This window comes from Polaribacter sp. SA4-12, assembly GCF_002163675.1.
GTDB lineage: Bacteria > Bacteroidota > Bacteroidia > Flavobacteriales > Flavobacteriaceae > Polaribacter.
In genome coordinates this window covers 306,423-323,678 of record NZ_CP019334.1, presented here as the reverse complement: position 1 = coordinate 323,678, position 17,256 = coordinate 306,423, and the positions used below count along the sequence as shown (strand labels likewise).

Genomic DNA, 17,256 nt, shown 5'->3' with positions numbered 1-17,256 from the left:
AAAATGAAAGTCTGTATTGCCGAGAAACCAAGTGTAGCAAGAGAAATTGCTAATATTCTAGGAGCCAACACAAAACGTGATGGATTCTACGAAGGAAATGGCTATGCAGTAACCTACACTTTTGGGCATTTATGCACACTTTTAGAACCTAAAGATTATAAACCTCATTGGAAAAGTTGGGATTTGAACAATTTACCAATGCTTCCAGAACGTTTTGATACGAAAGTTACAGGCGATGCAGGAATTAGAAAACAATTTAATATTGTAAAATCTTTATTCGAAAAAGCAACTGTTGTTATTAATTGTGGGGATGCGGGAACAGAAGGAGAATTAATACAACGTTGGGTAATTAACCAATGTGGCTATAAAGGAGAAGTACAACGTTTATGGATTTCTTCTCTTACAGAGGAAGCTATAAAAGAAGGTTTTAAGAATTTAAAACCTGCAGAACAATATGATAATCTGTATTACGCAGGATTTTCAAGAGCCATTGGAGATTGGCTTTTAGGTTTAAATGCAACACGTTTATACACCGTAAAATTTGGTGGTTATAAACAAGTTTTATCAGTTGGTAGAGTGCAAACTCCTACCCTAGCAATGTTGGTAAATCGTTTTGTTGAAATTCAGAATTTTAAACCTCAACCTTATTGGGAATTACAAACTACCTATAGAAATACACTTTTTAATTATGAAGATGGACGTTTTTTAAAACAAGAAGATGGACAAATTTTAGCGAATAAAGTTAAAGAATCAGATTTTGAAATTGTTTCTGTTACCAAAAAGAAAGGTAAAGAATACGCGCCAAAACTGTTTGATTTAACTGGTTTACAAGTGTATTGTAATAATAAGTTTGGTTTTTCTGCGGATGAAACGCTTAAAATGGTTCAGAAGTTATACGAAATGAAAGTCGTTACGTATCCAAGAGTTGATACTACTTTTTTACCAAATGATGTATATCCTAAAATAGCAGGAATATTATCGAAATTGACAAATTACAGTGCATTAACACAACCGCTTTTAGGACAGAAAATAAAGAAATCGAAACGTGTTTTTGATGATAAAAAAGTAACAGATCACCACGCTATTATTCCTACAGGAATTCAAGGAAATTTACAATACAATCAGCAACAAGTCTACGATATAATTACACGAAGATTTATTGGTGTTTTTTATCCAGATTCTGATGTTTCTAATACTTCTGTAATTGGTAAAGCTGCTGATGTTCCTTTTAAAACAACCGGAAAAGAAATTCTTACCAAAGGTTGGCGAGTTGCTTTTGAAACAGAAGAAAGCAAGATTAAAAAGGAATTAAACGAACAAATGACATTGCCTTCCTTTGTAAAAGGAGAAAAAGGAGCACACGAACCTTCGTTTTTAGAAAAGGAAACAAAACCTCCAAGAAACTTTACAGAAGCTAGTTTATTACGCGCAATGGAAACTGCTGGAAAACAAGTTGATAATGATGATTTGCGTGAGTTAATGAAAGAAAACGGAATTGGAAGACCTTCTACTAGAGCAAGTATTATTGAGACTTTATTCCGAAGAAAATATATTGAACGTAAAAAGAAACTCGTTTTACCAACTCAAACAGGTATTGATTTAATTAATATTATTGATAACGAATTATTAAAATCTGCTGAATTAACTGGACGTTGGGAAAAACGTTTAAAAGAAATTGAACGAGGAGAATTCAATGCTGGAACTTTCATAAATAATATGAAAAAAATGGTAGATGAATTGGTTTATGAAGTACGTTCTAATACTTCTAAAAAACGAATTTCTTCTAACTCAACTGTCAGTTCGAGCGCAGTTGATAAGTCTCAAAAGATTTCTCCACAAGGTCGAAATGACAAAAAGAAAAAAGAAGTTGTTGGTAAAACCTGTCCGAAATGTAAAAAAGGAAAGCTAATAAAAGGTTCTTCTGCTTTTGGTTGTTCTGAATATAAAAACAATTGCGATTTAAAAATTCCTTTTGAAATCTACAGGAAGAAAGTTTCTGAAAATCAATTAATTCGATTGATAGACAAAGGTTGTACAACCAATTTAAAAGGATTTACAACAAATTCTGGTAAAGTTGAAGGATTGATACGCTTTGATGAAAATTTCAGCTTAAAATTAGAACCTAAAAAACAAACTGTCACTTCGAGCGCAGTCGAGAAGAGTTCTGATAAAATTACGTGTCCGAAATGTAAAAAAGGAACTATTTTAAAAGGAAAAACAGCTTATGGTTGTTCTAATTACAAAAATGGTTGCGATTTTGTTTTTACGTTTGATAACATCAAAAAAATAGCCAATGGAAAACCATTGACTAAAGAATTGGTATTAAAGATTATTAGTCAATAATTTACCTTTTTAATATTTTAAAACATAATAGAACTTCTTATTCTGCATACATTTTATCGATAAGCTCTTTATATTTATTTAGAATTACTTTTCGTTTTAGTTTTAAAGTAGCCGTAATTTCTCCGGCTTCAATACTAAACTCTTTTGGTAATAAAGTGAATTTCTTAATTTTCTCAAACTTAGAAAACTCTTTTTGTAATTCTTCAAAACGTTTTTCAAATAGATCTTTAATTTGATTATGAGTAATCAAATCTTCAATATCTTTAAAACTGATTTTATGCTCTTCAGCATATTTTTTAATATTTTCGAAACTAGGCACTGCTAATGCTGTAACATATTTTTGTTGATCTCCTATTACTGCAATTTGCTCAATAAACGAATCGCCAATTAATGCAGTTTCCAATTTCTGAGGAGCAATATATTTTCCTCCAGAAGTTTTCATTAAATCTTTAATTCTATCCGTAATTACTAAGTTGCCAGAATCGTCTATTTTACCTGCATCACCAGTTTTAAACCAACCATTTTCAAAAACTTCAGCAGTTGCTTCAGGTTTTTTGTAATACCCTTTCATTACTCCTGGTCCTTTTACTAAAATCTCATCATTCGCTCCAATTTTAATTTCAGATCCTTGAATCGTTTTTCCTGCAGAATTAAATTCAAAAAATTGATTACCAAACAAAGAAACAGTTGCTGTAGTTTCTGTTAACCCATAACCACATTTAATATTTAACCCAAAAGAATGGAAAAAGGAAACCATATCTGCAGCTAAAGGTGCACCTCCACAAGGCATAAATTTTATATTTCCTCCAAACACCTCTCGCAATTTACTAAGCACCAATTTATCAGCTATTTTAAATTTCAGCTTTAAATTTAATGGTACATTTTTATTAAGACGATTATGGTTGTTGTGGTATTTATTTCCGATTCCTAAAGCCCAACTTGCTAACTTCATTTTAGTTGGAGAAGCTCCTTTTCTTTTATCTTGAATAGCCGCAAAAATTTTCTCAAAAATTCTTGGTACGGTACACATTATAGTTGGTTTTACTTCTTTTAAAACGGTGGCTATTTTTTTTGGATCTTGGTTAAAATAAACTTCAATTCCTTGATGTAAACAGAAAAACACCCAACTACGTTCGTAAATATGACTTAATGGTAAAAAGCTTAAAGAAACGTCGTTTTCATTTACATCTAACTCAGCTTCGTGTGCTTTTAAAGAGGAACCAAAGTTATGATGATCTAACATAACACCTTTTGGTTCTCCTGTTGTACCAGATGTATAAATGATACTTGCTAAATCATCTAATTCAGCTTCAAAAGAACGTTTTTCTAATTCAGTTTCAATGCTTTTTGGAAATTCAGCATTTATAAAGTCTGTAAAATAAACTGCATTTTTATGATTTCTTAAATCAACAGTACTTGTTAAAGCAACTATTAATTTTAAGTATTTATTATTTTTTGAAATCTCTTCAACTTTGTCAAATTCTTCTTGATCACCAACAAATAAGACACTAACCTCAGCATCGTTTATAATGTATTCTGCTTCTTTTTTAGAGTTGGTTGCATAAATTGGAATGGTTACAGCTCTTACGCCCATAATACCAAGATCGGCAATAATCCATTCCGTCATATTTTGAGCAAAAACACCAACATTGTCTTGCTCTTTTATTCCGAAATTAATTAAGGCTTTAGAAACTTGTTGAATTTGGTGATAAAAAGAAGTCCAAGAAATCCCTTTCCAACTTTTTGCAGCTTCATCTTTGTAAAAGATAGCTTCTTTAGTTGTAAATCGATTTGCGTTCTCTTTAATTACTTCTAATAAATGTTTATAATTCATAAATGATGTTTCGTTTTTTCAATTCAAAACTTTAACATAGCGTGCGAATTTACGAATATTTATATAGCTTAAACATGAATATCGGTTTAGATTGTTACTATTTAATGAGTAAAAGAGATAGAATTAAGAAACGCTATTTATGATTCTCTAGCTTTATTAAAAATAGCTAAATGCTTACAAATATTTTAGCCCTGATTGAACGACATGTTTGAGCTCTTTTTGTTTTTACAAAAAAGCGAGTAGTGAAAGCAGGAAATAGCTTCTAAAACAAAAACGAATCCATTTTCTTTTTTTATTAACTATAAACAATTTTACTCTTCCTTATTATTAGTCTACATTTAACAAAATAACAAAAAGCTTAGTATTTAATGGATTTTACAAACCCTCTAGTATATGGTGTTCCTTGTTTTTTAGGTCTTATTTTAGTTGAATTAGCCTATAGCAAACATCATAAAAAAGAAAAAAAGAAAGAACTTTATAAATGGAAAGATTTAGCGGCTAGTCTTACAATGGGTATTGGTTCTGCTATTTTGGCGCCTTTAACAAAAACCATTGCTGCTATTGTGCTTTTTAATTATGTGTATGAAATTTTTAATCCGATTATTGATGGAGTTCGTACAAATATTATGGGGTATGAATCTTTTGGTTATGCTTGGTATATTTGGATTATTTGTCAATTATTAGACGATTTTAGTTATTATTGGTTTCACAGACAAAACCATAATGTTCGTTTTCTTTGGGCTGCACATATTGTACATCATTCTTCTGATAATTTTAATTTAGGAACTGCTGTAAGAAATGGTTGGTTTACGATTTTTTACAAACCTTTTTTTTATGTGTGGATTACTGCAATTGGGTTTCCGCCAGAAATGTTGGTGGTTTGTTTAGGAATTGAAGCTTTATGGCAATTTCAATTGCATACTGTTTATGTACCAAAATTGGGGTTTCTTGAGAAGATATTTAATACGCATACAATGCATCAAGTACATCACGCTCAAAATATGGAATATATGGATAAAAATCACGGTGGTTTTTTTAATATATTCGATAGAGTTTTTGGAACTTGGAAAGAGTTAGATGAAACTATTGATATAGAATATGGTGTAACAACGCCTCCTGATTCATACAATCCTCTAGTGATTTTAACACATGAATACAAAGACATTTGGACTGATATGAAAAAATCTAAAAACTGGTATCATAAGTTTATGTATGCTTTTGCAGCACCTGGTTGGAGTCATGATGGAAGTACGCTTACTATTAAACAGGCACGTAAAGCAATGAATGAAGTCTAATTTAAAAAAGTCTGTTAGCTTAAAAACTAACAGACTTGAAATTGTAATGTTTATGTGATTCCGTTTTTATTACTAATACAAATAGGCGTCATTACGAGTGCAACGAAGTAATCTGTTTCTTAAGATGAGATTGCCACAGTTTACAAAAAATAAACTTCGCAATGATCTGTGTTAAAAAACTATTATTTATTGTTAAAATTTCTTTTATTTCAGAAAATATAAGTTTTGATGATTTTCATTGTAAATTTGTTTGTTAGTCGCAATAGAAAAAATTTGCTTTATTAATTTATTAGCTATTGCAATTTTAATTACTCTCTCGGGTTTTCCTTTTTCTTTAAGTCGTTCATACATTTCGATACAATTTTTATTTACTCTTTTTGCAGACCAACTACATAAATACAAAAGTTTTCTAATTTGAGGTTTGCCCATTTTACAAATATGTCCTTTACCTTTTACACTTGTTCCTGATTGATATAGCCTTGGACTAAATCCTACAAAAGCAGTCAGTTGTTTATAGTTATCAAATTTTGTGAAATTATCTGTAATAACACTCATCATAATAGCCGTTTTTAGCCCGATTCCTGGTATCGTTTTTATTCTTTCAACCGTGTCTTTATAAGCTAATCTTCCTATTTGCTCTATCTTTTTTTCAAACTTATCAATACGTCTTATTAATAATATTAGTACTTGTTTTAATTCTTTTCTAAGATCCGAACTCAACAAACCTGTTGCTTCAAAGGATTCTAATTGTCTTTTTGTTTGATGTTTTTGTTTTTTTAGTAATTCTAAAGCTGTGTAAAGTTGTTTAATTTCTATACTAGGTTTACTCTCTGGACACCATCTTTTTAACTCATATTGAGCACCATATTCGGCAATTGTCTTTGCGTCTTTTTTATCTGTTTTTGCTCTATATAATCTTGTTTGACTATATCTTCTAATTATCAAAGGATTTAATACACATACATTAAAACTAGATGCATGTAAAAAAGTTGCTAACTGAACATAATAAGGACCACTAGCCTCCATTACAATCCAGTCTGATGCACTAATCAATTTAATAAATTGCTCAAAACCTGTATTTTGATTCTTAAAAATTTTGTGAATCCATTTATCTTTTTCTAAATAAGAAACATCAAAGGTTTGCTTACTAATATCAATTCCTATAATTTTACTCATATCAAATGTTTTTATAGAAAAATTACTACATTTACTTATCAATCCTAAATACAGACTTGATGGTCTAATGATCTGTTCAAGTTTATGTAGTAAGGGGTAAAGTGATTAGCATTGCGAACGGTCTTTAATGACAAATGACGGACTATAATCTTTTCCTTTACCCTTACTTTTCTTGTTAAATATTAAATCTAATTTAAGCTTTTTAAAAACAGATCCTTATTTTTACAAACATAGGATGACAGTAATAGAAAGCAGGAAATAGCTTCTAAAAAAATTAATCAATCATATTTTTTTCATAAAACCTTTCTACTTTTTCTCTAGCCCAAGGAGTTGTTCTTAAAAATTTTAAACTCGATTTATACGTCGGGTTATTTTTAAAAGCATTTATATTTAGAATATCTCCTAACTCTTCCCAACCATATTCTTTGAACAATTGTTCTAACATGGTGGCTAATTTTATTCCGTGTAACGGGTTATTTGGTTGATCTTGGCTCATTTTTATATCAAGAAATTATAATAAAATCAAATGTAATGCTATTATTTTTTTTAGTTCGTAAATTTTAACAATTAATAGGAATTGTTTATTGCGAATTTTTCAATAATTTAGCTGAAATTATAAGAAATCTACACATGAAAAATATAGCTTTAAATGATATTCACGTTGCTTTAGGTGCTAAAATGGTTCCTTTTGCGGGTTATAATATGCCAGTACAATATGAAGGAGTTACTGCAGAACATTTAACGGTTAGAGAAGCTGTTGGTGTTTTTGACGTAAGTCATATGGGAGAATTTTTAGTTGAAGGAGAAAATGCTTTGGCTTTAATACAAAAGGTTACCTCTAACGATGCTTCTAAATTAGAAATTGGTGATGCTCAATACAGTTGTTTCCCGAATGAAGATAACGGTGTTGTAGATGATTTAATTTGCTATAGAATTAAAGAGAACACCTATTTATTGGTTGTAAATGCTTCTAATATTGAAAAAGATTGGAACTGGATTTCTAAATACAATGAAGATTTTAATGCAGATTTAAGAGATTTATCTGAAGGATATTCTTTATTAGCAATTCAAGGTCCAAAGGCTGTGGAAGCTATGCAACCTTTATCTTCTTTAGATTTAGCAGAAATTCCTTTCTACAAATTTAAAATTGGAGATTTTGCAGGTATTGAAAATGTAATTATTTCTGCAACTGGTTATACAGGTTCTGGTGGTTTTGAAATTTACTGTAAGAATGAAGAAGCTATCCAAATTTGGAACAAAGTTTTTGAAGCTGGAGCAGATTATGGAATTAAACCAATTGGTTTAGCTGCAAGAGACACACTTCGTTTAGAAATGGGTTATTGTTTATACGGTAATGATATTGATGATACAACATCGCCAATTGAAGCTGGTTTAAGTTGGATTACAAAATTCACCAAAGACTTTGTAAATGCAGATGCTTTAGCAAAAGAAAAAGAGCACAAACCAGAAAGACGTTTGGTTGCTTTTGAATTGGATGAAAGAGGAATTCCAAGACAAGGTTATGATATTGTTGATGGAAGCGGAAAAGTGATTGGTAATGTAACTTCTGGTACAATGAGTCCTTGTTTACAAAAAGGAATTGGTATGGGTTATGTACCAAGAATTCTATCTAAATCTGGAACACAAATTCATATTCAGGTTCGTAAAAAAGCGATTCCTGCAACAATAGTAAAATTACCTTTTTACAAAGGATAGATTTAATACTATAAAACTAAGATTTATAAAACGGCACATTCAAAATTTTGAGTGTGCCGTTTTTAATATAAAAAAAGGTACTTTTGCCCGCTAAATAGCACTAAAAACAGAACTATGAATTGTCTATTAACTGGTGGAGCAGGAATTGTTGGAAGCCACATTATTTTTGAATGGCTTCACAAGGCAATTGTTGAAAAAACCGTAAATCATCTTTTTGTTGTTTTAAGAGATAATGAAAAAGTTGCTGAACAACGTATGTTAGCTATTTTACAGGATGAATCTCGTCCGGAGTTTTTAAATAATTTTACGTTAGAAGCTTGTTTAGAAAAAATTACTATCATTTCTAATGATTTATCTACGATTACAAAAAGTACTTTAGAAAAATTTGATTTCGATACAGTAATTCACTGTGCAGGTTCTACAAATTTAGCCAGTACTAGCGATTCTAAAGAAAAGGTACACTCTCAAAATTACTTAGTTACAAAGCAACTTTTAGAGCAGTTACCAGATGCTGTAAATCGTTTTCTTTACATAAGTACAGCGTATTCTTTTGGTATTCAAGATGAAAAAGTAAATGATTGTATTGAAAATTACGAGGTTACTAAATTTAGAAATCCATACGAACAATCTAAATACGAGAGTGAATCGTATGTAAAAGAAACATGTAAACTTAAAAATATTGATTCTCAAATTTTAAGACCTAGTATTATTTGTGGTCGATTAATTGATAAACCTTTTTTTGAAACTCCAAAATTTGATGTTTTCTATTCTTGGGCAATCTTTTTAGCAAAATATGCGACTAAAGCCAAAGAGGAATTCAGAATTTGGATTGACAAAGAAAGTGGTTTGAATATTGTTCCTGTAGATTTCGTTTCTAAAGCAATTTTACATGCATATTTAACTCCAACTATCAAGGAATTGAATATTGTAAATCCTACTCCGATTTTACACAAAGATTACGTTGGCGATGTTTTAGAGTCTTTTAATGTAAATTCTTATGAATACGTATCAGAAAAGCCTGAAAACTTAAATACGTTTGAGAAACTGTATTACAAAACCATAGGAGATATTTTTGAAAATTATATTTCGATTCCTGATTTACAATATCAATCAGATTTAATTTTGAAATTTATAGATCAATTAAAATTGGATGTTACTTTAGGTGTTCATGAAAATTTTATGAACTTAATTAATTTTGCTGTAGAAAAGAAATTCAGAAAGAGTTACTAATAGTATAGATTGTTAGATAATTAGATTGTTCGATAAATTTTAAAAATGGATTCATTAACGCAAATAGTTTTAGGTGCTGCAGTTGGAGAAGCTGTTTTAGGGAGGAAAATTGGTAATAAAGCCATGTTGTACGGAGCAATTGCTGGTACAATCCCTGATTTAGATGTGCTTTCTGCTTTTTTTACAGATAAAGTTACAGCTTTAGAAATGCATAGAGGTTTTACACATTCTATCTTTTTTTCTGTACTCTTCGCTCCTATTTTAGCGTTTATAGTTACTAGGTTCGAAAAATATAAAAAATTAAAGGATTGGTCTTGGCTTTTCTTTTGGGCTTTTATAACACATCCTATTTTAGACGCACAAACAACTTGGGGAACACAACTATTTTGGCCTTTAGATATTCGATTGGCTTTTAAAAATGTTTTTGTTGTCGATCCTTTATATACTGTTCCGTTTTTAGTGTTTTTAGTTTTGACAATGTGTCAAAAAAAGGAATCTAAAAAAAGACGTTTTTATAATAATTTGGGATTAATTATCAGCAGCTCATATTTAATGCTAACATTGGTTTTAAAAGGTATTTCTTATCAAACCTTTACCAAAGAATTAGCAGCACAAAATATTAAATATACAGAAATAAAAACAAAACCATCTCCTTTAAACACCATTTTATGGACGGCTAATGTAGCTACTGAAAACGCTTATTTAATTGGTCATTCTTCTTTTTTAGATAAAAATCCGATTACCTTTTCTAGTTATCCTAAAAATCATCATTTATTAGGTGATTTGGCAAAACATCCGAAGGTAAAACGAATGATTGCTATTTCTAAAGGATGGTATACTATCAACAAAAAAAATAACATTTTGTATTTTAATGATTTACGATTTGGTACATTAAGTCTGAAACCAAATGCTGAAAGTTTTGTTTTTAAATATAAAATTGAAGTTGACGAAAATGGAACTCCGATTTTCACAGAAGAACCCAAAGAAAAAAGAGATGCTAAAAAATTGTTATCAGAACTGTGGATAAGAATTAAAGGAAATTAAGGATATTTCTTAAGTAAAGACATTAGTGTTCTAAAATCAATCATTTGTATTTAAATAAATAGGCTAGAATAACAATATTTGTATTACAAAAATTAGTTCATAGAATAAACTAGATAATACAAGTATGAAAAACAAATCTCTTTTGGTTATTGTTATTTTAGCCATCATCATTAACACTACTTCTGCCCAAGAAAAATTCAAACCAAATTGGGAATCATTAGTAAAATATGAAACTCCAGAATGGTTTCAAGATGTAAAATTCGGAATCTTTATTCACTGGGGTCCAACAACAGTTCCTGCTTATGGAAGCTCAGAATGGTATGGATATCATATGTGGAATGAAGGACAGGTTGATGCTTTAGGAAATCCTGCAAATGAACCTTCAGGAGATTACAAATATCATTCAGAAAATTTCGGAAAACCAGAAGATTTTGGATACACCAAATTTATACCAATGTTTAAAGCAGAGAAATTTGATGCCAAAGAATGGGTAGATCTTTTTGTTGAAGCTGGTGCTAAATATGTGGTTCCTGTTGGTGAACATTGTGATGGTTTTGCAATGTACGATTCTAAAGTTACTCGTTGGAAATCTACAACAATGGGACCTAAAAAAGATATTGTAGGTTCTATTTTTAAAGAAGCTAAAAAACACGGATTAAAAGTAGGTATGTCTTCTCACTTTGCTTACGGTTGGCATTGGTGGACTTATAAAGACAAGTTTGAAAGTATGAATCCGGATTTAGAAGATTTCTACGGAAAAAAACACGATCGTTGGGAACCAGCATCTAAAGAATTTGTAAAACATTGGTACAAAAGATCTATGGATATGATGACGCAATACAAACCAGATTTATTTTGGTTCGATCTTGGTTTTAGCGAACCTGCTTACGAAGAATATCGTAAAAAGTTTATTGCCAACTATTACAACCAAGGTTTAAAAGAAAAACAAGAAGTTGTTTTAAACTACAAAAACATTAAATGGAAACCTGTAAAAGACGGTGCTGCAGTTTTAGATATAGAAAGTGGTAAATTAGATAGAATTAGACAAGAACCTTGGCAAACAGATATGTCTTTAGGTGGCTGGCGTTGGGGTTATACAAACGATTATCAAATGCGTAAAGCAAGTGCTTACATTAACGATTTAATAGATATTGTAAGTAAAAATGGTTGTTTGTTATTAAACGTGGCTCCTAATAAACACGGCGTTATTCCAGAAGATCAGCAAGCTATTTTAAAAGAAATTGGTGCTTGGTTAAAAGTAAATGGAGAAGGTATTTACAAAACGCGTCCGTTTACAGTTTTTGGTCAAGGACCAACTAATGCAGTTATGAAGTTGCACGGAAATATGCACGACAAAGGGTTTACACCTAATGATGTACGTTATACTAAAAACGGACAAACAGTGTATGCTTTTATAATGAAACAAGAAAAAGGGCGTACATCTTTTAGCTTCGACGCTTTAGGATTTGAAGACAGAGTTCTTAATGATGCCATAAAAGAAGTTTCTATTATGGGATATAATGGAAAAATAAAATGGATTCAAAAGAAAGATGAATTAGTTGTAGAAATTCCTACAGATTTAAAAGTAAATAATGCCATTGGTTTTAAAATTGAATTAGTACCTGCACCAAGTGATATTTTAAAAACTAAATAATATAAATTTCAAATAAATTAATTCTCAAGAGCTTTTCTATAAAGAAAGGCTCTTTTTTTATGATTATTATCATTGATTCCCCTCTCCAAAAATGATATTTTACACTCTTGTAAAGACCTTTTTATTATGAGTAATTTTATAACTTTAAATTCAGATTCTATATCAAAAGAACACATTTGTTGTGCAATCTCTGATAAGAAGTATAAAGAAAGTTATGATGCTAAAAAAGACTGGCTTAAAAACGAATTTGAGAAAGGTTATGTTTTTAGACGAATTAATGAAAGAGCAAAAGTATTTATAGAGTATGGAAATGCAGAAGAATCAAGGGGTCCTATCACAGCTCCAAATTATTTAAACATCAACTGTTTTTGGGTTTCTGGAAAATATAAAAAACAAGGTCACGCAAAAAAACTATTACAATCTGCGATTGATGATGCTAAAAATCATCAAAAAAGTGGCTTAGTAACTGTTGTAGGAACAAAGAAGTTCCATTTTATGAGTGATACCAAATGGTTTTTAAAACAAGGTTTTATAGAAGTTGATAAAACTATAAGCGGATTTAGTCTTTTAACGCTAAAAATTGACTCAGAATCTAAAAACCCTACATTTAATGAATCTGTAAAATCTGGTAGTTGTCAAGATAAAAAAGGAATTGTTGTCTACTACTCTAACAGATGTCCTTTTGCTGAATTTCATGCTTTAAATTCTATTAAAGAAACTGCAGAGAAAAGAAGTTTATCGCTTAAAGTTATCAAATTAAAAACGAAAGAAGAAGCACAAAATGCACCAAGTCCTGCAACAATTTTTAGTTTATTTTTAGATGGACAATTTATAACCACAGACATTAGCATTTGTATGGACTCTAGGTTTGATAAAGTTTTAAATAAAGTACTTAATAAATAAGATAAAAAATGGCGGGAAGTATTTATAATGACAAACTAATAGAACCTACAGAAAAAATGCTTTCAGTAGATTTGGAAGCATCTTATATGTTTCTAACAGAAATTAAAGAATTCATCGAAAGTGAATATGGGCATTTAAAACCTGAATGGAAATTCTATAATAAAAAAACAGGATGGCTTTTAAAGTTATTTCACAAAAAACGAAATGTGCTATTTGTGGTTCCTTATTACAAATATTTTAGAGTTGCATTTACATTTGGAGACAAAGCAACTAACAAAATATTAGAAAGCGAATTACCAGAAACGATTAAAACAAAACTGTCTGAGGCTAAAAAATATATGGAAGGCAGAATTATAGAAATTGATGTTAAAAATGAAGAAGAGATAAAGTACATTCTAAAATTGATACAAATTAAATTAGAAAAATAAGTAAGATGAAAACTTTAAAACTTTTATTGATTGTCTTTACAATAATTTCATTTAGTAATTGCAAAAAAGTAACTAGCAAACCTGATTCAGAAAGTACTTTTAAAATTATAAAACCAAGTGATAGCACTATCATTGGTCTTTGGAAACATATGAGCCCTCATGGTCTTGTAAAAATCCATTTTAAAGAAAATGGTGTTGCAGAAACAGATTTAGGAGATAATAATTCTATTGATGTTATTTCTAACTATGAGATAAAAGGAGACACAATAGTTTTCTTTGACAAAAAAGGAAAGTCTTGCCCTAATCGTGGAATTTACAAAATGTACCATAGAGGATATACAGTTGCTTTCGATGTTTTAGACGACCTCTGTAATGGTAGAATTAAATCTACATCTGGATTTTGGGTAAGACCAAATCATAATGAGCAAATTAACCAATTAAATAACATCCTTAAAAAAACAAATGACATTGATTTTGTTTTACAAAGAGGAAGAATGTATTTAGCACTCACAAAATATAAATTGGCCAAAAAAGACTTTGATACTTAATTAAAAAAAGATTCTTTAAATGCAAAAGTATTTATACACAGAGCTGCAACAAGATTCCCTCACGGATTTAAAGGAATAGTTTCTGATTGTAATAAAGCAATTGCAATAGATGCAACAGACAAAAACGCTTATTTTTTAAGAGGTATTGCCAATTATGGATTAAACAAAAAGCAAAAAGGATGTGATGACTTTCAAAAAGCAATAGATTTAGGATTTGAAATTTTAAAAGAAGCAGGGTATGATAAATGCAAAAAATATTGGTAGAATGAATAAACTACTTATCAACTGTTTTCTTACTAATTTTTTGAATCAAAAAAACTAACTTCGCTATTATTAGCAATGATTCAACTTTTATTAAAAACATTGTTAACCCGAAGGAATAATTTGGATATTTAAATCCTTCTTAATTTAATTCTTATTATTAACCAGAAAAAAAATAAACGATCAAAATAATGCAAACAACAAAACTCAGCACTCAAAGTATATTACCACTCACCTGCTCTCGCTCTGGAAGTTGCTGTTTTGGTAAAGCAGTAATGCTAAACCCTTGGGAATTGTTAAGTTTTAGTAAAGAGAAAAAAATTACCCCAAGAGAATTTCGTGATTTGTATTGTGATTTTGGTGGAATTCGATTAACTTTTAATGGAAAAGAAGATAAAAAAGGGCAAAAAGCATGTAGTCAATATGTAGATAATGTTGGTTGCAGCGTTCATTTAGGTCGTCCTTTAGCGTGTAGATTATATCCTTTAGGTCGTCAAATACAATTTGATGAAGCTCATTATATTTATGAAGGAAATCAATTTCCTTGTTTAACAGACTGTGCAGAAGTTTTAGAATTACCAAAATTGAGTGTTGGCGATTATTTAAAAGGACAAGGAGCAAATCCGTTTGAGAAAGCGCAAGATGAATATTTAAAGGTGATGCAAAATATTGCCAACATTGCTTTTGAGTTATTATTAGATTCTGGTTTAGCTGCCTCTGGCGATACAAAAACATTGGCAATTTGGAGAGAAATGGGTGACAAAACACCTGATGCTTTAACGGAAAGAATCGGTAAAGAATGGATAGACAGCTTAATGATTCCTGAAATAACGGATGTTATTGAAAATCCTATTTTATTTGCTCAAAAACACAACGATTTACTACTATTAAAAGCACAAGAAAAATTTGGAAGCTTACAAACACTTCAAGAACTTCATGAAGCTTCTGTTTTAATTATGGGAGTTGCATTGCATTTATCTAGAGGTTTAGGAGCTGACACAAAAGGAATTTCTGAGCTTTGGATAGAAACAGCAAAAAGCCATGGCGCTAACGAATAAAAAATATTACATTCTTCTTTAAAAGAATGTAAGGTTTCAATTTTTAATTCGATTATAAGTTATTGTAACCAATTCGTATAAATTTAAACCAAAACATGAAAAAAATAATTATCACATTATTTGCAAGTTTACTACTTGTAGTTAGCTGTAAAAAAGCACCAGAAACTACCAAACAAATTGTAGAAAAACCTGTTGAGAAAACATTTTCTCAAAAAATTGAAATAGCACATAAAAAAGAGGCTTTTTTATCAAAAGAAGCCATACAATTTGATGCAGCTATTGAATTTGGAGGAAATGAAATTTTTAATGCAACAATTACAATTTCTACAACTTCAGACTTGTCTAAAATCACCTATAAAAATGGTGATGAAATTTATGTAAATAAAGAAAACATCTTTGTTTCTCCTAGTTTAGAAGACAATAAAGGAGTTCGTTTTCATGCATATACTTGGGGATATTTTTTCTTATTTCCTTATAAGTTAAGTGATCAAGGAACAAAATGGAATTATAGTTTTAAAACAAAAGAAACTAAGAACGATTTTGATGTCGCAAAATTAACTTTCGGAGCAAATATTGGTGATGCACCAGATGATTGGTATATTGTGTATAGTGATAAAAAAACACATCTTTTAGAACACGCTGCATATATTGTTACTGCTGGAAAAACGAAAGAAGCTGCAGAGAAAGATCCTCATGCAATTAAATACGAAGACTATAAAATGATTGATGGAATTCCGTTTGCAACAAACTGGGGTTATTATGGTTGGAGTCTAGAAAAAGGATTGTCTGATAAAATTGGAAATGCAAAAATTACCAATATTCATTTTGTAGAAGGTTTTAGAAAAGACTTTTCTGTTCCTAAAAATTATATTAAAAAGTAAAAACCTTTTTTACTTTAATATTAAAAGAGCCTTTCTAACAAGAAAGGCTCTTTTTTTATGACTATTATCATTGAATTTTTTCTTAAGAATAAGAACTTTATTTCTTATTAAAATCATTCTAATTAACGTTTAAGGCTAATTAATATTAGCTATATTTATAAAATAAATAGATGTATTAAATTGCTGAATAATTAATGCTTTAGAAAAATAAAAAATGACAAAATACATCGTAAAAGATAAATTTTTATATCCAATTTTAGTTCTTCTTTTTATTGGGGTTTTAAATTTAAAAAAATCAAATGACTGGGGTTTCATCTTAATTTTTATTTTGATTTCGTTAATAATCTTATGCATTATATTTTATCTAAAATCTGATTATTATATTCAAGATATTTCAATTGAAAACGACATATTAAGAATTCAATATCAAAGGAATTTTGCAAAAGACAAAGTGAATACAGTTTCTATTGATTCTAAATCGTTAAAATCTTTTAAGTTTAATTCTAATTCTTCACCTAATTCATCTCACTTAATTACTATTAGATATAATGACGATGAAGATCTACATTACAAAAAGACTTTTAAAACAAATTGTGATGATACTTTTATCAAACTTATTAATGAACTAAGAAGAATAAAAAATTAAGCACAATAATCTTATCCTAAAAGAAAATACATCAATATTCTTTTATGACTATTATCATTAAATGGCTTCTTTTAGTATGATAACTTACACTCTTGTTAAAGAGTGTAAATAAAGACTAAGAGTAAGTGTTTTCTACTTTGACTTTTAAACTCAAACAAACTAATTTTTATAATTAAGTTTACAACTTATTAAAATATTATAGATATGCTAAAGTTGTACAACAATAGAAAAAAACAAAA

Annotated in this window: 15 protein-coding genes; 12 read left to right on the top strand and 3 right to left on the bottom strand. The window is 29.6% G+C overall.

Annotation, left to right across the window (positions count from 1 at the left end):
• The first annotated feature begins 3 nt into the window (after positions 1 to 3).
• Positions 4 to 2,343 (top strand): DNA topoisomerase 3, encoded by a 2,340-nt coding sequence (locus BTO07_RS01400; RefSeq protein WP_087519522.1) that lies wholly within the window; start codon positions 4 to 6, stop codon positions 2,341 to 2,343.
• A gap of 37 nt (positions 2,344 to 2,380) precedes the next feature.
• On the opposite strand, the gene BTO07_RS01395 is transcribed toward BTO07_RS01400, so the two are convergent.
• Positions 2,381 to 4,177: an AMP-dependent synthetase/ligase gene (locus tag BTO07_RS01395; RefSeq protein ID WP_087519521.1), complete on the bottom strand. Its 1,797-nt coding sequence runs from the start codon at positions 4,175 to 4,177 to the stop codon at positions 2,381 to 2,383.
• A 368-nt stretch (positions 4,178 to 4,545) separates the two neighbouring features.
• Here BTO07_RS01395 and BTO07_RS01390 point away from each other — a divergent pair, with 368 nt between their 5' ends.
• The gene (locus tag BTO07_RS01390) at positions 4,546 to 5,472 is read left to right on the top strand and encodes a sterol desaturase family protein (RefSeq protein ID WP_087519520.1); all 927 of its coding nucleotides are present in this window, start codon (positions 4,546 to 4,548) and stop codon (positions 5,470 to 5,472) included.
• A gap of 204 nt (positions 5,473 to 5,676) precedes the next feature.
• Here the strand turns inward: BTO07_RS01390 and BTO07_RS01385 are convergent, their stop codons facing one another.
• Together BTO07_RS01385 and BTO07_RS01380 are read right to left on the bottom strand one after the other, a co-directional pair.
• Positions 5,677 to 6,648: an IS110 family transposase gene (locus BTO07_RS01385; RefSeq protein ID WP_087519519.1), complete on the bottom strand. Its 972-nt coding sequence runs from the start codon at positions 6,646 to 6,648 to the stop codon at positions 5,677 to 5,679.
• 274 nt (positions 6,649 to 6,922) lie between these two features.
• Entirely contained in the window at positions 6,923 to 7,144 is a 222-nt protein-coding gene (locus BTO07_RS01380) for a VF530 family DNA-binding protein (RefSeq protein WP_087519518.1), read from the bottom strand.
• Between the two features lie 134 nt (positions 7,145 to 7,278).
• Here BTO07_RS01380 and gcvT point away from each other — a divergent pair, with 134 nt between their 5' ends.
• The 10 genes from gcvT to BTO07_RS01330 all read left to right on the top strand — a co-directional run bounded on the left by gcvT (position 7,279) and on the right by BTO07_RS01330 (position 17,017).
• On the top strand, positions 7,279 to 8,364 hold the full coding sequence (gcvT, locus tag BTO07_RS01375; RefSeq protein ID WP_087519517.1) for a glycine cleavage system aminomethyltransferase GcvT: 1,086 nt from the start codon (positions 7,279 to 7,281) through the stop codon (positions 8,362 to 8,364).
• 114 nt (positions 8,365 to 8,478) lie between these two features.
• Positions 8,479 to 9,594 carry an SDR family oxidoreductase gene (locus BTO07_RS01370; RefSeq protein WP_087519516.1) on the top strand — a complete coding sequence of 372 codons (1,116 nt, stop codon included), beginning with the start codon at positions 8,479 to 8,481 and terminating at the stop codon, positions 9,592 to 9,594.
• 45 nt (positions 9,595 to 9,639) lie between these two features.
• Positions 9,640 to 10,638: a metal-dependent hydrolase gene (locus BTO07_RS01365; RefSeq protein WP_087519515.1), complete on the top strand. Its 999-nt coding sequence runs from the start codon at positions 9,640 to 9,642 to the stop codon at positions 10,636 to 10,638.
• Positions 10,639 to 10,762: 124 nt separating this feature from the next.
• Positions 10,763 to 12,292: an alpha-L-fucosidase gene (locus BTO07_RS01360; protein WP_087519514.1), complete on the top strand. Its 1,530-nt coding sequence runs from the start codon at positions 10,763 to 10,765 to the stop codon at positions 12,290 to 12,292.
• Between the two features lie 126 nt (positions 12,293 to 12,418).
• Positions 12,419 to 13,195 carry an N-acetyltransferase gene (locus tag BTO07_RS01355; protein ID WP_087519513.1) on the top strand — a complete coding sequence of 259 codons (777 nt, stop codon included), beginning with the start codon at positions 12,419 to 12,421 and terminating at the stop codon, positions 13,193 to 13,195.
• Positions 13,196 to 13,203: 8 nt separating this feature from the next.
• Positions 13,204 to 13,623 carry a DUF3788 family protein gene (locus BTO07_RS01350; RefSeq protein WP_087519512.1) on the top strand — a complete coding sequence of 140 codons (420 nt, stop codon included), beginning with the start codon at positions 13,204 to 13,206 and terminating at the stop codon, positions 13,621 to 13,623.
• Between the two features lie 5 nt (positions 13,624 to 13,628).
• Entirely contained in the window at positions 13,629 to 14,171 is a 543-nt protein-coding gene (locus BTO07_RS01345; protein ID WP_157663255.1) for a hypothetical protein, read from the top strand.
• Positions 14,172 to 14,623: 452 nt separating this feature from the next.
• Positions 14,624 to 15,490 carry a YkgJ family cysteine cluster protein gene (locus BTO07_RS01340; protein WP_087519510.1) on the top strand — a complete coding sequence of 289 codons (867 nt, stop codon included), beginning with the start codon at positions 14,624 to 14,626 and terminating at the stop codon, positions 15,488 to 15,490.
• Positions 15,491 to 15,585: 95 nt separating this feature from the next.
• Entirely contained in the window at positions 15,586 to 16,371 is a 786-nt protein-coding gene (locus BTO07_RS01335; protein WP_087519509.1) for a hypothetical protein, read from the top strand.
• A gap of 214 nt (positions 16,372 to 16,585) precedes the next feature.
• Positions 16,586 to 17,017 (top strand): hypothetical protein, encoded by a 432-nt coding sequence (locus BTO07_RS01330; RefSeq protein ID WP_087519508.1) that lies wholly within the window; start codon positions 16,586 to 16,588, stop codon positions 17,015 to 17,017.
• Positions 17,018 to 17,256 lie beyond the last annotated feature (239 nt).

Excerpts from the sequence above, each read along its gene's own strand:
- BTO07_RS01340 (WP_087519510.1), top strand. The coding sequence starts at position 14,624 with ATGCAAACAACAAAACTCAGCACTCAAAGTATATTACCACTCACCTGC.
- BTO07_RS01370 (WP_087519516.1), top strand. The coding sequence starts at position 8,479 with ATGAATTGTCTATTAACTGGTGGAGCAGGAATTGTTGGAAGCCACATT.
- BTO07_RS01335 (WP_087519509.1), top strand. The coding sequence starts at position 15,586 with ATGAAAAAAATAATTATCACATTATTTGCAAGTTTACTACTTGTAGTT.
- BTO07_RS01395 (WP_087519521.1), bottom strand. The coding sequence starts at position 4,177 with ATGAATTATAAACATTTATTAGAAGTAATTAAAGAGAACGCAAATCGA.
- BTO07_RS01355 (WP_087519513.1), top strand. The coding sequence starts at position 12,419 with ATGAGTAATTTTATAACTTTAAATTCAGATTCTATATCAAAAGAACAC.
- BTO07_RS01350 (WP_087519512.1), top strand. The coding sequence starts at position 13,204 with ATGGCGGGAAGTATTTATAATGACAAACTAATAGAACCTACAGAAAAA.
- BTO07_RS01365 (WP_087519515.1), top strand. The coding sequence starts at position 9,640 with ATGGATTCATTAACGCAAATAGTTTTAGGTGCTGCAGTTGGAGAAGCT.
- BTO07_RS01400 (WP_087519522.1), top strand. The coding sequence starts at position 4 with ATGAAAGTCTGTATTGCCGAGAAACCAAGTGTAGCAAGAGAAATTGCT.
- BTO07_RS01390 (WP_087519520.1), top strand. The coding sequence starts at position 4,546 with ATGGATTTTACAAACCCTCTAGTATATGGTGTTCCTTGTTTTTTAGGT.
- gcvT (WP_087519517.1), top strand. The coding sequence starts at position 7,279 with ATGAAAAATATAGCTTTAAATGATATTCACGTTGCTTTAGGTGCTAAA.
- BTO07_RS01330 (WP_087519508.1), top strand. The coding sequence starts at position 16,586 with ATGACAAAATACATCGTAAAAGATAAATTTTTATATCCAATTTTAGTT.
- BTO07_RS01380 (WP_087519518.1), bottom strand. The coding sequence starts at position 7,144 with ATGAGCCAAGATCAACCAAATAACCCGTTACACGGAATAAAATTAGCC.
- BTO07_RS01385 (WP_087519519.1), bottom strand. The coding sequence starts at position 6,648 with ATGAGTAAAATTATAGGAATTGATATTAGTAAGCAAACCTTTGATGTT.
- BTO07_RS01360 (WP_087519514.1), top strand. The coding sequence starts at position 10,763 with ATGAAAAACAAATCTCTTTTGGTTATTGTTATTTTAGCCATCATCATT.
- BTO07_RS01345 (WP_157663255.1), top strand. The coding sequence starts at position 13,629 with ATGAAAACTTTAAAACTTTTATTGATTGTCTTTACAATAATTTCATTT.